A 14,563-nucleotide genomic window follows, 5' to 3' on the forward strand; every position below is an offset into this window, starting at 1 on the left:
ATTTCGATAAAAACCGGTTCCCAAGCGTTCGCTTCTTGTTCTATAGGAGGTCGCAGTCAACACGTTGTTGATTAGTCAACCGAAAGGTGAATGCGATGACTGGACTGGTGCGCACGAGTGCCGACCTTGATCCGAGACGCCGGCGGATTCTTTACCGCTGCTGGCACCGGGGCATTCGCGAGATGGATCTGGTGCTCGGGCAATTTGCGGAAGACAATATTGCCGGGCTTTCCGATGATCAGTTGGATGAGCTGGAAGTCATCATGGCGGAAGAGGATAACGACCTCGTCAAGATGGTGACGGGCGCGCTTGCCATCCCGGAAAAATTCCAGACGCCGCTGTTTGAAAAGATCGCCTCTTACCGTCCCGATTTCGATCTCGTCACCGCCGAAACCCTGAAAGCCTGAAACATGATAGCCGGATTCGATGCAAAGCTGGTGTCGTCGGCCGATACGCCGCTGACCATCGGAAACGTGCCTTCCGGCATGGAAGCCCTGCTGTTGGCCGACATGGCGCGGGCAGGGACATCGGTGGCTTACGTGATGTCGGATGGCCAGCGGGTCGCCGATCTCGAGCAGATTCTCGGTTTCGTCGCACCTGACATTCCGGTCATGACGCTGCCGGCGTGGGATTGCCTTCCCTATGACCGTGTGTCACCGAGCGCCGACACCTCGGCGCGCAGGCTCGCCGCGCTCTCCGGTCTCATTGCCCATGCGAAGAAACCGCATCCGGCCATCGTGCTGGTCACCGTCAACGCCATGCTGCAGAAAATGGCGCCGCGTGAAATCATCGAGAGCCTCGGCTTTTCGGCCAGGCCCGGCAACCAGATCCGCATGGAAGAGATTGCCGCGCGGCTGGAGCGCAACGGTTTTGACCGGGTGGCGACGGTGCGTGAAGTGGGCGAATTCGCCGTGCGCGGCGGCATTCTCGATGTCTTTGTGCCGGGCACGGAAGAGCCGGTGCGGCTCGATTTCTTCGGCGATACGCTGGAAAGCATCCGCACCTTCGATCCCGCCAGCCAGCGCACAATCGGCCAGGCGCGCTCGCTCGATCTGAATCCGATGAGCGAAGTGACGCTGACGCCGGATACGATCAGCCGTTTCCGCAAGAATTATCTGTCGCTGTTCGGCGCGGCGACGCGTGACGATGCGCTTTATCAGGCCGTCTCCGAGGGCCGCCGTTATGCCGGCATGGAGCACTGGCTGCCACTGTTTTACGAACAGCTGGAAACCACCTTTGACTATCTGAAGGGCTTCCGCATCGTCACCGATCACACGGCGCGCGAGGCGGCAAAAGAGCGCTCCAAGCTGGTGCTCGATTATTACGATGCGCGCCGTGCTTCCGGTGAAACCAAGGGGTCGACGCAGGGTGCGCCCTATAAGCCGGTTCCGCCCGGCCAGCTCTATCTCGACGGCAAGAGCTTCGATGCGGCACTTGCCGCCGTCAACGCCGTACGCCTGACACCCTTCAACGAGCAAGACAGCGAAGGTCGCCCGGTCGCCACGCTGGACGCCCATGTCGGGCCGCGCTGGGCGCGTCCGCCAACCGAAGGTGAGAGCGAAGAACGGGTCAATGTTTTTGATCTCGCGGTGAAGCATATTGCCGAGCGCCGCGCCAAGGGCTGGAAGGTGCTGATCACCGGCTGGTCGGAAGGTTCGCTCGACCGGCTGCTGCAGGTGCTCAACGAACACGGGCTTGAGAAGATCAAGCCGGTCACTTCGCTCAAAGAGGTGGAGAAGCTCGGCAAGGGCGAGGCGGCCTCGGCGGTTCTCAGCCTCGAAGCGGGTTTCGAAACCGGGACGCTCGCTGTCATCGGCGAGCAGGACATTCTCGGCGACCGCATGGTGCGGCGCTCCAAGCGCCGCAAGCGCGGGGCGGATTTCATCTCGGAAGTGGCGGGGCTGGACGAAGGCTCTCTGGTCGTCCATGCCGAACATGGTATCGGCCGCTTCGTCGGCCTGCGGACAATCGAGGCGGCGGGCGCGCCGCGCGCCTGTCTGGAACTGCATTACGCCGACGATGCCAAGCTGTTCCTGCCGGTTGAAAACATCGATCTTCTTTCCCGTTACGGCTCGGATGCGGCGGAAGCGCAGCTGGACAAGCTTGGCGGCGGCGCATGGCAGATGCGCAAGGCCAAGCTCAAGAAGCGCCTGCTCGACATGGCCGATGAGCTTATCCGCATTGCGGCCGCGCGTCTGGTGCGCCATGCGCCGGTGCTGGCGGCCCCCGACGGACTTTATGACGAATTTGCTGCCCGTTTCCCCTATGATGAGACGGAAGACCAGCTGAACGCCATCGAGGCCATTCGCGAAGATCTCGGTGCCGGCCGGCCGATGGATCGCCTTATCTGCGGCGATGTCGGTTTCGGCAAGACCGAAGTGGCGCTGCGCGCCGCTTTCCTTGCCGCTATGAACGGCGTGCAGGTGGCGGTAGTGGTGCCGACTACGTTGCTTTCCCGCCAGCATTTCCGCACTTTCTCGGAACGTTTCCGTGGCCTGCCGATCCGGGTGCAGCAGGCTTCGCGCCTTGTCGGCTCCAAGGAACTGACGCTGACGAAAAAGGAAGTGGCGGATGGCAAGACCGATATCGTTGTCGGCACCCATGCGCTGCTTGGCGCGGGCATCAGCTTCGCCAATCTTGGCCTGCTCATCATCGACGAAGAGCAGCATTTCGGTGTGAAGCACAAGGAGCGGCTGAAGGAGCTGAAGAGCGACGTGCATGTGCTGACGCTGTCTGCGACGCCCATTCCGCGTACGTTGCAGCTGGCGATGACGGGCGTGCGCGAACTCTCGCTCATCACCACGCCACCGGTGGACCGCATGGCGGTGCGCACCTTCATTTCGCCGTTCGACCCGCTCGTCATCCGCGAGACGCTGATGCGCGAGCATTATCGCGGCGGCCAGAGTTTTTATGTCTGCCCGCGTCTTGCCGATCTCGCCGATATTCACGCGTTCCTGCAATCGGATGTGCCGGAACTGAAGGTGGCGGTGGCGCATGGCCAGATGCCGGCCGGCGAACTCGAAGACATCATGAATGCCTTCTACGACGGCAAATATGACGTGCTGCTGTCGACCACCATCGTCGAATCCGGCCTCGACGTGCCGACTGCCAATACGCTGATCGTGCATCGCGCCGATATGTTCGGTCTCGCCCAGCTTTACCAGCTGCGCGGTCGTGTCGGCCGGTCCAAGGTGCGGGCCTTCGCGCTCTTCACCCTGCCGGTCAACAAGGTGCTGACGACGACTGCCGAGCGCCGGCTGAAGGTGCTGCAATCGCTCGATACACTCGGTGCCGGTTTCCAGCTGGCGAGCCACGACCTCGATATTCGCGGCGCGGGCAATCTGCTCGGTGAAGAACAGTCGGGCCACATCAAGGAAGTCGGTTTCGAGCTTTACCAGCAGATGCTGGAAGAGGCGGTTGCCGAGGTGAAGGGCGACGAGCAGGTGCAGGATAGCGGCTGGTCGCCGCAAATCTCTGTTGGCACCTCCGTCATGATCCCGGAAGATTACGTTCCCGATCTGCATCTGCGCATGGGTCTTTACCGTCGTCTCGGCGAGCTTGTCGATATCAGCGAGATCGACGGTTTCGGTGCGGAAATGATCGACCGTTTCGGCCCGCTGCCGAAAGAGGTGCAGCATCTCCTCAATATCGTCTACATCAAGTCGCTCTGCCGTATCGCCAATGTCGAGAAGCTGGATGCCGGGCCGAAGGGTGTGGTCGTGCAGTTCCGCAACAAGGAATTCCCCAATCCGGCGGCGCTGGTCGGTTATATCGGCAAGCAGGGCTCCATGGCGAAAATCCGTCCTGATCACAGCCTGTTCCTGAACCGCGATCTGCCGACGCCGGAAAAGCGGCTGACGGGTGCGGCGATGATCATGACGCAGCTTGCGGAACTGGCGCGGTCGTAGATTTGAGCTTTCGGGAGCATTCACAGCAGGCCTAGGTGCGTGTGGCTTCACCCCCCTCTGCCCTGCCGGGCATCTCCCCCTCAAGGGGGGAGATCGATCTGCGGCGAGGTTTCCCCTATCTCAACGTCTGAGGACGAAGCGACGAGAGAGCCTCCTGCCGATCTCCCCCCTTGAGGGGGAGATGCCCGGCAGGGCAGAGGGGGGTAAACCACACCCACCTTCGGTCAGTTGCCAAATGGCCAACCCCCCGAAAACCCAACCCACTCGGCTCAGCGACATTACCGCGATGTAACGAAATGGACATCTGCCGGTAGCCTTCGTGGGCGTAGTCTCAGTTTCGTACCCGGTGCGGCGGATCAGTGGATGCCGCCGGGTCATGAAGGAGCAGGACGATGTGGACCAACATCAACAGGTTTGCCACCGCTGGCCTGGTTGCTTTGACAATTGCGGGCACCACAATTGCCACCACCAGCCAGGCGGAAGCGCGCAATAATTTCGGCCGCGGCCTTGCCGCGGGCATTGCCGGCACGATCATCGGCGGAGCGCTTATCGCCGGGGCAAGACATCCCGGTTACGCTTATGGCCCCGCCTATTACGCGCCCGCCTACGGTCCGCCCGTTTATGCTGCACCGGCCTACGGCCCGCCAGTTGTTTACCAGCCGGTCTATCCGCGCTGCCACGTGGCCTGGAGGCAGAATGCCTGGGGCGACATGTATCGGGTCAGGGTTTGTGATTGACCGAATGCCATACCGGCGACGCGAATATGCGTCGCCGGTTCTTCGCATTCTTTAGGCGTCAGCGTCCGTCTTCCGGCGTGATCCCCACGGCCACGTTCTGGTCGGTTGCGGCGATGGAGGCGGGCAGCGGCACTTTTCTCTGCTTCTCGCGGATCAGTGTCAGCAGGCCGGAGCCGACGATGAGGGCGATGCCGACGAGCATCCAGCTGTCGATACGGTCACCGAAAATCAGATAACCGAACAGGATGGCCCAGAGCATCTGGCTATATTGCGTCGGGCCGATCATGGCGGCGGGAGCATATTGGGCGGCATACATGACCAGGACGTTGCCGAGCGCGCCGAGCAGGCCATATCCCGCCAGCAGCAGCCATTGCTCACCGCCCGGCATGACAAAGGTGGGCACCATGGCGATGCCGCTGATGGTGAGACAGCCCAGCACGCCGGCCCCATAAAGCGAGACGTTCTTTTCCGAAGGGCCCATGGCGCGGAAGATGACGATGCTGAGTGCACCGCTGAAGCCGCCGATGATGGCGCCGAGATGGCCGACGCCCAGTTCACGGAAGCCCGGCCGCAGGATGACCAGCACCCCGAGAAAACCGATGATGACTGCAGACCAGCGGCGGATGCCCACCTGTTCCTTCAGAAACACCACCGACATGATGGTAACGAAGGAAGGCAGCAGGAAGATCAGCGCGAAGGCTTCGGCCATGGAAAGATGGGTGAAGGCAGTGACGCTGCCGACCGCACCCGTGCCGGCGGCAAAAAAGCGGATGATCCACAAGGGCCGGTTGGTCGTCTTCACCACATCCACCCAGCGATCACTGCGTTTGCGGATGAAGGGCAGGGCGATGAGGCCGAACAGGGCGCCGAAGAAGGCCGATTCGATCGGCGAAATCTGGCCTTCTATGAGTTTAACGCTGGCATCGCTCCAGGCGTAGGCAGCGAAGGCGGCAAAGGCGAGCAGAATGCCTTTCAGGGTCTTGTCGGACACGGAAACACCGGCGAAAAATCGAGTTGCTGAAAACCGCCGGTGGTTCGACCGTCAGTTCATCGATCTATGCTCGTCCGCCTTGATTTTTGCAATATCCCGCAGTGCAGCAATCAGGACATCAGGCGTTTGTGCACCGCTTATGGCGTATTTCTGATCGAGGATGAAAAACGGCACGCCAGCGACACCCATCTGCTGCGCGGCGTCTATTTCTGCAACGACCGTGTCCTTGTCCGCATCGGAGGCAAGCAGCCGCTCGACCACTTTCGCATCCATGCCGGCCTTCGCGGCGACGTCAGCCAATACGGCGTGGTCGCCGATATTGCGGCCTTCCTCGAAATTGGCTTTGAATAGGCCGGTCACGACCTTTTCCTGCACGTCGCGGCCTTCCGAATGGGCCCAGAGCGACAGGCGATGGGCGTCGAGTGTGTTCGGGCCGATCTTGATCGCATCGAAATCGTAGTTGATGCCGACTTCTTTGCCGAGCTGCACCAGCGTGGCATGGGCCTGTTCCAGACGCTCCTTGCCAAGCTTTTCCTCGAGAGCCGCTTTTTGGTCGACGCCCTCCGGCGGATAGTCCGGGTTGAGGCGATAGGGGCGCCAGTTCACGTCGACGCTGATTTCATCCTGCACCTCGGCAATGGCGAGATCGAGCCTGGCCTTGCCGAGATAGCACCATGGGCAGACCATATCCGATACCACGTCGATGACGATGCGTTCCATGGCTTAGTTCCTTGCTCTGGACCCGGCGACGGCAGGCTATTGCGCCCGCGCATCCCACCAGGTCTGTTTCTGATTGCCTGATATTGGTGTCATATCCGGACGGTCGATATATTTCCAGCGCGCGACCCACTGTGCGCCGATGTAATAGAGCGGAATAATGTAGTGGCCGGCAACGAGCAGACGGTCATAGGCGCGCACTGCCGCCTGGAAATCTTCCGTCGAGCGCGCCTGCAGCAGCGCCTCGATCATCCGGTCGATATCGGGATTGGCCGCACCCGCATAGTTGAAGCTGCCCTGCGCATCGCGTGAAAGCGAGTTCCAGCGGTTCAGCTGCTCCATGCCCGGCGAAAGCGAGGAGGGCAGGGAGCGGATGATCATGTCGTAATCAAAGCTGTTCGAGCGGGCCTGATATTGTCCGTCATCGACCGAGCGGATGCCCATGGCGACGCCGATCAGGTTGAGCGAGCGCTGATAGGCAAGCGCGATGCGTTCCTGCGCCGGGTTCTGGGTCATGATCTCGAAGGCGAGCTGACGGCCATTGGCGTCGGACATCCTGCCATTCTTGATCCGGTATCCGGCCTCTTTCAGCTTGTCGACGGCCATCTTCAGAACCCTGCGGTCCGCACCGGTGCCGTCGGTCTCCGGCATGGCATAGGTGCCAGCCAGCAATTCCGGGGGCATGGTCTTCGCCGCGTCGCCAAGCAGGGCAAGCTCGCGTTCATCTGCGGCATTGCCATAGGCGCCGAGCGGGGAATTCTGCCAGTAGCTCTGGGTGCGCTTGAAGGAACCGCCGAGGATGTTCCGGTTCAGCCATTCGAAATCGAGCGCATAGGACAGGCCTTCACGCACCTTTTCATCGGCGAAGACGGCGCGGCGGGTGTTGAAGACGAGGCCGAACATGCCCGTCGGCAGACGCGGCTGGAAGACGTCCTTGACGATATCGCCACGATGCACGGCCGGGAAATTATAGGCCTGTCCCCAATGGGACGTATCAGAGGTGCCGTTGATGGCGTCACCTTCGGGATAGATGTCGATATCACCCTTCTTGAAGGCCTCGAACATGGTGGTGACCTGAAGGAAATAGGTCACGCTGATCTCGTCGTAATTGTCGAAGCCGACCTTACCGGGAACGTCCTTGCCCCAATAATCCGGATTGCGTTCCCAGATGATTCGCTCGCCCGGCCGCAGGGTCTTGATTCGGTATGGACCCGAGCCGACAACCGGCCCAAGGCCTGCCTGCTCGAATTTTTCCGGATCGATCGCATGTTTCGGCAGGATCGGCGTGGAGGAGGCGAGAATGAGCGGCGTTTCGCGGTTCGCCTTGTCGTTGAAGGTGAAACGCACGCCGCGATCACCGACCTTTTCCATTTTCGCCACGCCGTCCAGACGGCTGTTGAACGGAGGCCGCCCTTTTTCCTTCAAGAGGTTGAAGGTGAAGATCACATCATCCGGCGTCACCGGCTGGCCGTCGGACCATTTTGCGCTCGGATTGATGTTGAACTGGATGAAGCTGCGCTCCTCATCCCACTCCACGGTTTCGGCGAGCAGACCGTAAAGGCTGAAGGGCTCGTCACTGGAGCGCAGCATCAGCGATTCGTAGAGGAGATTGCCGAATTCCGGGTCCCAGACGCCGCGTGCGGTGGTGCGCATTCCCTTGAGCACGAAGGGATTGAGGCTGTCGAAGGTGCCGACGACGCCATAGGAAATGCGGCCGCCCTTTTTTACGTCCGGATTGACATAAGGCAGGTGCCTGAAGTCCGCGGGAAGCTCCGGTGTGCCATGCATGGAGATGCCGTGCAGCGGTTGCGCCAGGGCGTTCCCGGCGGGAAGCAGGGATGATCCCAAAAGGAACAATGCGGGGATGAGGGCCGCAAGGTTGCGCATGTCATTATCCTGTCTAACTGTCCGTCCGATGTGCGTCACGACCCGTTTATCGTCATGATTCTGGCAGATATGTAGCACACGGACATTGCATGACCCATGCAAGGGCGGGAAATCTTGGGTCCGCTCAAGAAAAAGTTAAAGAAGTGCTGGATATCGCCGCGATCGGCATGTAACAGGGTGGCCGGAAGAGACGGGTCACGCATTTGCCTCATTTAAACGACAGTTGAACGGGCAGAAGGATACCGCCATCGGCGAACAGGGTCTTAACGGTTCTGTTCTGGCAGACATTCAGGAGACGGAACTCTTATGATGCACAAGGCAAACACATTCACCCGGACGGCTCTGTCCGCTCTGGTCCTCTCTCTGGGCGCGGTTTCCGCTCCGGCCATTTCGCAGGCGCAGGATGCTGCTCCGGCCGCTCAGGGCGCTGGCGCCCCGCCGCTCGGCTGGTTCAAGACCTGCTCCAAGCAGGAAGACAACGATGTCTGCGTCGTGCAGAACGTGGTTCTCGCCCAGAACGGCCAGATGATCACCGCTGTCGGCCTCATCACCGTTGAAGGCAAGGTCAACCGCAAGCTGCTGCAGGTTTCCGTTCCGACCGCGCGTCTCATTCCTCCGGGCGTGATGATGCAGATCGACGGCGGCAAGGGCCAGAAGCTTGACTACGCCGTTTGCCTTCCCGACAAGTGCACGGCCGAAGTTCCGCTGACGGACGCAATGATCGCTTCCTTGAAGAAGGGTAGCGAGGTGGTCTTCACCTCCATCAACTTCCGCCGCGCGCCGAACCCCATCAAGATCGCGCTCTCCGGCTTCACCGGCGCCTATGACGGCCCGGCGATCACCCAGTCGCAGCTGGCCGAAAGCCAGCGCAGCCTGCAGGAAGGCATGCAGAAGAAGGCTGAAGAGGCCCGCAAGAAGCTGGAAGCCGCTCAGGACGCCGCCAAGGGCGCGCCGAAGCCCTGATCGCTGCAAAGCATCGACAATGACAAAACCGGTCTGGCGACAGACCGGTTTTTTTATGCGCGTTTTATGCCCCTGGGAGGGTGGGGAGATGTCTGGCGGGCGTCAATGCGCCGTCGACATTTTCGGGCGCCATTCGCCGTTCGGCGACTTGTCGAAGATGCGGCCGATATTGGGATTTCTCAGCGGCGTCTCGTCTTCATCGTGCACGAGGTTCTGCTCGGAAACATAGGCGACATATTCCGTCTCCTCGTTTTCGGCCAGAAGATGATAGAAGGGCTGGTCGCGATCCGGCCTGATTTCCGCGGGGATGGCGTTCCACCATTCCTCGGTATTGGCATATTCCGGATCCACGTCGATCACCACACCGCGGAACGGAAACACCTTGTGGCGGACGATCTCGCCCAGCGTGAATTTTGCGTTTCTGTGTTTCATGGCATGTACTTCCTTTCCCAATACTAATTGGTGTCGGAACGCGAAATATCAAGACCTAGCGGTTCTGACGCCGGTCAGCCGCCATGCTCAGCGTTTTCTGCCGATCGGTGCTGTGGCGAGGATGACGCCGCCGGTGACAAGCACGATGCCGATGGCGTGATAGGTCTCGAAGGTCTCGCCGAGGAACAGCGTCGCCATCAAGATCGAGACCGGCGGCATCATGTATAGCGTGATGCCGGCCGTGGCGGGTCCAAAAACGCGCACCGTATGGGTGAAGCAATAAAAGGCCAGAAGCGAGGCGAAGAGGATGATGCCACCGATCTTCGCCCAGGCCGCGCCGGTGGCGGGCAGCATGCCGCCTTGGGCAAGTTCCAGTGCCGCCGGAGGCAAAAGCACCAGCGCGCCGGAAAATGCGATCAGGCCGAAAAGGCTGAAGGACGCCATCTGCCGCGCCGCGGGATCGCGCAGCAGCAGAGAATAGATGGCAAAGGCGATCGCCGCCGTCAAAATCGCGAAATCGCCGATGTTGAAATTCATGTGCCTGAGAGCGGAGATATCGCCCTTGAGCACGGTGGCCGCGACACCGGCAAAGGCAATGACCATGCCCACCACTTCAAGTTTCCGGATCGGACGTCCCTGAAAGACGCGCTGGAACAGGATGATGAACAGCGACGAGGTGGTGTAGATCAGCGTGCCGTTGGCGGCCGTTGTCATGGTGAGGCCCCAATAGACCACGCCGCCGCAGATGCCCATGCCGAGAATGCCGAGCACAAGCCAGAGCATCGTTTTCCGCCGCAGGAAGGCAAGGCAGTTGCGCCAGTCGGCAATCATGAAGGGGGCGATGATGAGGGTAGAGCCCATCCAGCGGATGAAGGCGGTGATGAAGGGCGAGACCTCGCCGACGACGCCCCGGCCGAAGATGACATTGCTGGAAAAAAAGAGCGGCACTGCCAGAAAGATGAGCCAGTCCGTGAGGCGTGTGGGCTGAGAGGCTGGCTTCGTCGGCATGGGCTTATGTCACATTCGGCAGAATAGAAAACGGCGGCTTTCCGTAGAAAACCGCCGAGATGGATCGAGCGCCCCCGGGGAGCGCCCGAAAGGCTGATCAGGCCGAGTAATACATGTCGAATTCGACCGGATGCGGGGTCATTTCGAAACGCATGACTTCCTGCATCTTCAGCTCGATGAACGAGTCGATCTGGTCGTCGTCGAACACGCCGCCGGCGGTGAGGAACTTGCGATCCTTGTCGAGGCTTTCCAGCGCTTCGCGCAGCGAGCCGCAGACGGTCGGGATCTTCTTCAGTTCCTTTGCAGGAAGGTCGTAAAGGTCCTTGTCCATCGGCTTGCCGGGATGGATCTTGTTCTTGATGCCGTCGAGGCCGGCCATCAGCATTGCCGCAAAACCGAGATAGGGGTTCTGGGTCGGATCCGGGAAGCGGACTTCGACGCGCTTTGCCTTCGGGTTGGAGCCGAAGGGAATACGGCAGGAGGCGGAACGGTTGCGCGCGGAGTAGGCGAGCAGAACCGGCGCTTCATAACCCGGCACCAGACGCTTGTAGGAGTTGGTGGTGGGGTTGGTGAAGGCGTTGATGGCCTTGGCATGCTTGATGATGCCGCCGATGTAGTAGAGGCAATTTTCAGACAGGCCGGCATATTCGTCGCCAGCGAAGGTCGGCTTGCCGCCCTTCCAGATCGACTGGTGAACGTGCATGCCCGAACCGTTATCGCCGAAGATCGGCTTCGGCATGAAGGTTGCCGTCTTGCCATAGGCATTGGCGACCTGGTGCACGACGTACTTGTAGATCTGCATCTTGTCGGCGCTGGAAACCAGCGTGTCAAACTTCACGCCCAGCTCGTGCTGTGCGGCAGCCACTTCGTGGTGGTGCTTTTCAACGACGACGCCCATTTCGGCCAGAACCGTCAGCATTTCGGAACGCATGTCCTGCAGGCTGTCGATCGGCGGAACCGGGAAATAGCCGCCCTTGACGCGCGGACGGTGGCCGAGGTTGCCGGTCTCGTAGTCGGTGTCGTCGTTGGACGGCAGTTCGGACGAGTCGAGCTTGAAGCCGGTGTTGTAGGGGTCTGCCTTGTACTTCACGTCGTCGAAGACGAAGAATTCGGGCTCAGGGCCAACGAAGACGGTGTCGCCGATACCGGAAGCCTTGAGGTAGGCTTCAGCCTTCTTGGCGGTGCCGCGCGGGTCGCGGTTATAGGCTTCGCCCGAAACCGGGTCGAGAATGTCGCAAAGGACGACCAGGGTGGACTGGGCGAAGAACGGGTCGATATGGGCGGTGGCCGGATCGGGCATCAGCACCATGTCGGACTCGTTGATGGCCTTCCAGCCGGCGATCGAGGAGCCGTCGAACATGACGCCATCGGCGAACATGTCTTCGTCCACACAGACAACATCCATGGTGACGTGCTGCAGCTTGCCCTTGGGGTCGGTAAAGCGCAGGTCCACGAACTTGATGTCGTTATCCTTGATCTGCTTCAAGATATCGTTTGCGGTCGTCATTTAAACGTTTTCCTTGAGTGTGATGATGACGAGGTGAAAACCCAAGCCTCCCCGGCTCGGGACGTTCTTGATTATATGGCGTCCACGCCTGTTTCACCGGTACGGATGCGGATGACTTCCTCGACATTGGAAACGAAAATCTTTCCGTCGCCGATGCGGCCGGTCTGCGCCGCATTGCGGATCGCCTCAATGACGGCTTCCGCGTTTTCGTCCGCCAATACGACTTCGACTTTCACTTTCGGCAGAAAGTCCACGACGTACTCTGCTCCGCGGTAGAGTTCCGTGTGGCCCTTCTGACGACCAAAGCCTTTTGCTTCCGTGACCGTGATGCCCTGAAGTCCGACTTCCTGAAGGGCTTCCTTCACTTCATCGAGCTTGAAAGGCTTAATGATCGCTTCGATCTTTTTCATGAGAAAATATCTCTCCGCTTCTCCCGTTAAAGCAGGTTATTCCCGCTCTGCCACAAGAATGCACGTATTGTGCCAGATCGGAAGCGGGCGTGAAGAAAAAACTTCGCTCACCCGGCTTTCCGACACAAAATGCATTCGGTTTTGGCGGTTTTCCAGCCAATTTCTCTCCGGAACCCGAAAAATCCATCAGCATTTCTGTGAATTCTTATTGTTTTAGCAATTCTGAATATTTTGGAATGCGTAAGTGGAACGATGCCTGTTTGTTTATATTTTATGCATTTGATTATTATTTGGACTTGGCTATCTGCTTATTTTTGTATCGATTGCCTTTCCGGCGTTTTGAAGGGATGATCGGGACATGACATCCCTCCTGTACCTTTCCCTGTTCGACCCGGCCGTGATGGCCCGTATTGATGCGGCGGCCGGGCAATCCGGCATTCCGCTTTATGATCTGATGGAGCGGGCGGGGCAGGCGGTCGCCGCTTCTGCGCTGCGGCACTATCCGCAGGCGCTGCGTTTTGTCGTGCTCTGCGGTGGCGGCAATAATGGCGGTGATGGTTACGTGGCGGCGCGGGCGCTTGTACAAAGCGGCGCGGCGGTTGCGGTTCATCATCTCGGCGATGCGGCCGCACTCAAGGGCGATGCGCGGGTGGCATTCGAACGGAGCGGGGTGACGCCGCTGCCGCTCGGCGACTATGCGCCCGCCGGCGGCGATGTGGTGATTGATGCGGTTTTCGGGGCGGGATTGTCCCGCGATGTTCCGCACGAACTTGTCCGGGTGATCGATGCGGTGACAAAGGAAGGCGTACCTGTTCTTGCCGTTGACCTGCCTTCCGGTCTCTGCGGCAGGCGGGGCGTACCTCTCGGCGCCTCATTCAGGGCGGAACGCACCGTAACCTTCATGGCGCGCAAACCGGGCCATCTGCTGATGCCGGGGCGGGAACTGTGCGGAACGCTTGAGGTGTTCGATATCGGCATACCCGGCCGCATCCTTGCCGCCCATGCGGGATCGGTTGCGGAAAACGACCCGCTGGTCTGGCGGAATGCCATGCCCCATGCCGATATGGAGACCCATAAATTCCGGCGCGGGCATCTGACCGTCTTTTCCGGTCCCGCGCATGCGACGGGCGCAAGCCGCATGACGGCGCTTTCCGCGCTGAAGGCGGGGGCGGGCATCGTCACGGTCGCGGCGCCAAAGAAAGCGCTCGATGTGCTGTCGATGACGCTGACGGCGGTAATGAACACGGCCATGGACGATGCCGACGATCTGCGCCTGTGGCTCGACGACCGGCGCCACGGCGCCTTCGTTCTCGGGCCGGGTTTCGGCGATCTCGAAAAGGCACGGCAATTCGTGTCCCTGCTTGGAGACAGGGCGGTCGTGCTGGATGCCGATGCCATTACGGCTTTCAAGGATCGCCCGGAAAGCCTGTTCGAGCGCATCACATCCGGCGCGGGCAAATTCGTGCTGACACCGCATGAGGGCGAGTTTGCGCGGCTGTTTCCCGATCTTGCCGCAGACAGGGCGTTGAGCAAGATCGAGAAGGCGCAGGCCGCCTCAGCCCGCAGCGGCGCGGTGCTGGTCTATAAGGGGGCCGATACGGTGATTGCCGGGCCTGATGGCCGGGCTCTCGTCAACACCAATGCGCCGGCAAGTCTTGCCACGGCCGGATCAGGCGACGTGCTGGCCGGCATTATCGGCGCTCTGCTCGCGCAGGGCGCGCCGGCCTTCGAAGCGGCTGCCGCCGGCGTGTGGCTGCATGGGGAGGCGGGCAGCAGGGCGGGTGCCGGCATGACGGCGGAAGACCTTGCCCATGCGGTTCGGCCGTTTGGTTGAATTCAGGATGATGGGGTTCCGGTGGCCGTCACCTTGACTTGACCCGTTACTGTCCGGCTCAGATGTCCGGACAAGCGCACGACATTGTTTCTCGCGGGGTTCAGCCGAAAATGCAGCCTGCCTTGAGACTTAAACCGGTCGGCACTGGATCATGCTCGATCCTGTGCAA

The 14,563-nt window shown here is 60.4% G+C and carries 13 protein-coding genes and 1 pseudogene; 6 read left to right on the forward strand and 8 right to left on the reverse strand.

Annotated elements, in window-relative coordinates; translation table 11 throughout:
* Positions 1–95 precede the first annotated feature (95 nt).
* Complete coding sequence (locus O3S81_RS03740) at positions 96–407, forward strand: FAD assembly factor SdhE (RefSeq protein WP_080851721.1); 312 nt, start codon at positions 96–98, stop codon at positions 405–407.
* Between the two features lie 3 nt (positions 408–410).
* Positions 411–3,908, forward strand: coding sequence for a transcription-repair coupling factor (mfd, locus tag O3S81_RS03745; protein WP_269341061.1), 3,498 nt, complete (start codon positions 411–413; stop codon positions 3,906–3,908).
* A 49-nt stretch (positions 3,909–3,957) separates the two neighbouring features.
* On the opposite strand, the pseudogene O3S81_RS26590 reads toward mfd, so the two are convergent.
* A pseudogene (locus tag O3S81_RS26590) lies at positions 3,958–4,115 on the reverse strand (bifunctional diaminohydroxyphosphoribosylaminopyrimidine deaminase/5-amino-6-(5-phosphoribosylamino)uracil reductase RibD); the annotation flags it as partial.
* A gap of 185 nt (positions 4,116–4,300) precedes the next feature.
* On the opposite strand from O3S81_RS26590, the gene O3S81_RS03750 reads away from it, so the two are divergent.
* Positions 4,301–4,645 carry a hypothetical protein gene (locus O3S81_RS03750; protein WP_013636325.1) on the forward strand — a complete coding sequence of 115 codons (345 nt, stop codon included), beginning with the start codon at positions 4,301–4,303 and terminating at the stop codon, positions 4,643–4,645.
* Between the two features lie 58 nt (positions 4,646–4,703).
* On the opposite strand, the gene O3S81_RS03755 is transcribed toward O3S81_RS03750, so the two are convergent.
* From O3S81_RS03755 to O3S81_RS03765, 3 genes are read right to left on the reverse strand one after another with little or no spacing between them, the layout of a single operon-like run.
* The gene (locus O3S81_RS03755) at positions 4,704–5,636 is read right to left on the reverse strand and encodes a DMT family transporter (protein ID WP_269341065.1); all 933 of its coding nucleotides are present in this window, start codon (positions 5,634–5,636) and stop codon (positions 4,704–4,706) included.
* A 51-nt stretch (positions 5,637–5,687) separates the two neighbouring features.
* Complete coding sequence (locus O3S81_RS03760; RefSeq protein WP_269341066.1) at positions 5,688–6,356, reverse strand: DsbA family oxidoreductase; 669 nt, start codon at positions 6,354–6,356, stop codon at positions 5,688–5,690.
* A gap of 36 nt (positions 6,357–6,392) precedes the next feature.
* Complete coding sequence (locus O3S81_RS03765) at positions 6,393–8,240, reverse strand: extracellular solute-binding protein (RefSeq protein WP_269341067.1); 1,848 nt, start codon at positions 8,238–8,240, stop codon at positions 6,393–6,395.
* Positions 8,241–8,546: 306 nt separating this feature from the next.
* Here O3S81_RS03765 and O3S81_RS03770 point away from each other — a divergent pair, with 306 nt between their 5' ends.
* Entirely contained in the window at positions 8,547–9,203 is a 657-nt protein-coding gene (locus O3S81_RS03770; protein WP_004442311.1) for an invasion associated locus B family protein, read from the forward strand.
* 102 nt (positions 9,204–9,305) lie between these two features.
* Here the strand turns inward: O3S81_RS03770 and hspQ are convergent, their stop codons facing one another.
* The 4 genes from hspQ to O3S81_RS03790 all read right to left on the reverse strand — a co-directional run bounded on the left by hspQ (position 9,306) and on the right by O3S81_RS03790 (position 12,560).
* Positions 9,306–9,635 carry a heat shock protein HspQ gene (hspQ, locus tag O3S81_RS03775; RefSeq protein ID WP_269341068.1) on the reverse strand — a complete coding sequence of 110 codons (330 nt, stop codon included), beginning with the start codon at positions 9,633–9,635 and terminating at the stop codon, positions 9,306–9,308.
* A gap of 87 nt (positions 9,636–9,722) precedes the next feature.
* On the reverse strand, positions 9,723–10,643 hold the full coding sequence (locus O3S81_RS03780; RefSeq protein WP_269341070.1) for a DMT family transporter: 921 nt from the start codon (positions 10,641–10,643) through the stop codon (positions 9,723–9,725).
* Between the two features lie 97 nt (positions 10,644–10,740).
* Positions 10,741–12,150 carry a type I glutamate--ammonia ligase gene (gene glnA / locus O3S81_RS03785; protein ID WP_003508040.1) on the reverse strand — a complete coding sequence of 470 codons (1,410 nt, stop codon included), beginning with the start codon at positions 12,148–12,150 and terminating at the stop codon, positions 10,741–10,743.
* A gap of 71 nt (positions 12,151–12,221) precedes the next feature.
* Positions 12,222–12,560 carry a P-II family nitrogen regulator gene (locus tag O3S81_RS03790; RefSeq protein ID WP_003515720.1) on the reverse strand — a complete coding sequence of 113 codons (339 nt, stop codon included), beginning with the start codon at positions 12,558–12,560 and terminating at the stop codon, positions 12,222–12,224.
* Between the two features lie 89 nt (positions 12,561–12,649).
* On the opposite strand from O3S81_RS03790, the gene O3S81_RS03795 reads away from it, so the two are divergent.
* Both O3S81_RS03795 and O3S81_RS03800 read left to right on the forward strand, forming a co-directional pair.
* On the forward strand, positions 12,650–12,922 hold the full coding sequence (locus O3S81_RS03795; RefSeq protein ID WP_269341076.1) for a hypothetical protein: 273 nt from the start codon (positions 12,650–12,652) through the stop codon (positions 12,920–12,922).
* Positions 12,919–14,394 (forward strand): NAD(P)H-hydrate dehydratase, encoded by a 1,476-nt coding sequence (locus O3S81_RS03800; protein ID WP_269341078.1) that lies wholly within the window; start codon positions 12,919–12,921, stop codon positions 14,392–14,394. The genes O3S81_RS03795 and O3S81_RS03800 overlap by 4 nt, the downstream gene beginning before the upstream one ends.
* Positions 14,395–14,563 lie beyond the last annotated feature (169 nt).

The sequence above is a fragment of the Agrobacterium sp. SOY23 genome, from assembly GCF_027212525.1.
Classification (GTDB): domain Bacteria; phylum Pseudomonadota; class Alphaproteobacteria; order Rhizobiales; family Rhizobiaceae; genus Agrobacterium; species Agrobacterium tumefaciens_I.

What these genes read in the sequence shown, in the direction of transcription:
- mfd (WP_269341061.1), top strand. Translation starts at nt 411, where the DNA reads ATGATAGCCGGATTCGATGCAAAGCTGGTGTCGTCGGCCGATACGCCG.
- O3S81_RS03790 (WP_003515720.1), bottom strand. Translation starts at nt 12,560, where the DNA reads ATGAAAAAGATCGAAGCGATCATTAAGCCTTTCAAGCTCGATGAAGTG.
- hspQ (WP_269341068.1), bottom strand. Translation starts at nt 9,635, where the DNA reads ATGAAACACAGAAACGCAAAATTCACGCTGGGCGAGATCGTCCGCCAC.
- O3S81_RS03750 (WP_013636325.1), top strand. Translation starts at nt 4,301, where the DNA reads ATGTGGACCAACATCAACAGGTTTGCCACCGCTGGCCTGGTTGCTTTG.
- O3S81_RS03800 (WP_269341078.1), top strand. Translation starts at nt 12,919, where the DNA reads ATGACATCCCTCCTGTACCTTTCCCTGTTCGACCCGGCCGTGATGGCC.
- O3S81_RS03780 (WP_269341070.1), bottom strand. Translation starts at nt 10,643, where the DNA reads ATGCCGACGAAGCCAGCCTCTCAGCCCACACGCCTCACGGACTGGCTC.
- O3S81_RS03765 (WP_269341067.1), bottom strand. Translation starts at nt 8,240, where the DNA reads ATGCGCAACCTTGCGGCCCTCATCCCCGCATTGTTCCTTTTGGGATCA.
- O3S81_RS03760 (WP_269341066.1), bottom strand. Translation starts at nt 6,356, where the DNA reads ATGGAACGCATCGTCATCGACGTGGTATCGGATATGGTCTGCCCATGG.
- O3S81_RS03740 (WP_080851721.1), top strand. Translation starts at nt 96, where the DNA reads ATGACTGGACTGGTGCGCACGAGTGCCGACCTTGATCCGAGACGCCGG.
- glnA (WP_003508040.1), bottom strand. Translation starts at nt 12,150, where the DNA reads ATGACGACCGCAAACGATATCTTGAAGCAGATCAAGGATAACGACATC.
- O3S81_RS03770 (WP_004442311.1), top strand. Translation starts at nt 8,547, where the DNA reads ATGATGCACAAGGCAAACACATTCACCCGGACGGCTCTGTCCGCTCTG.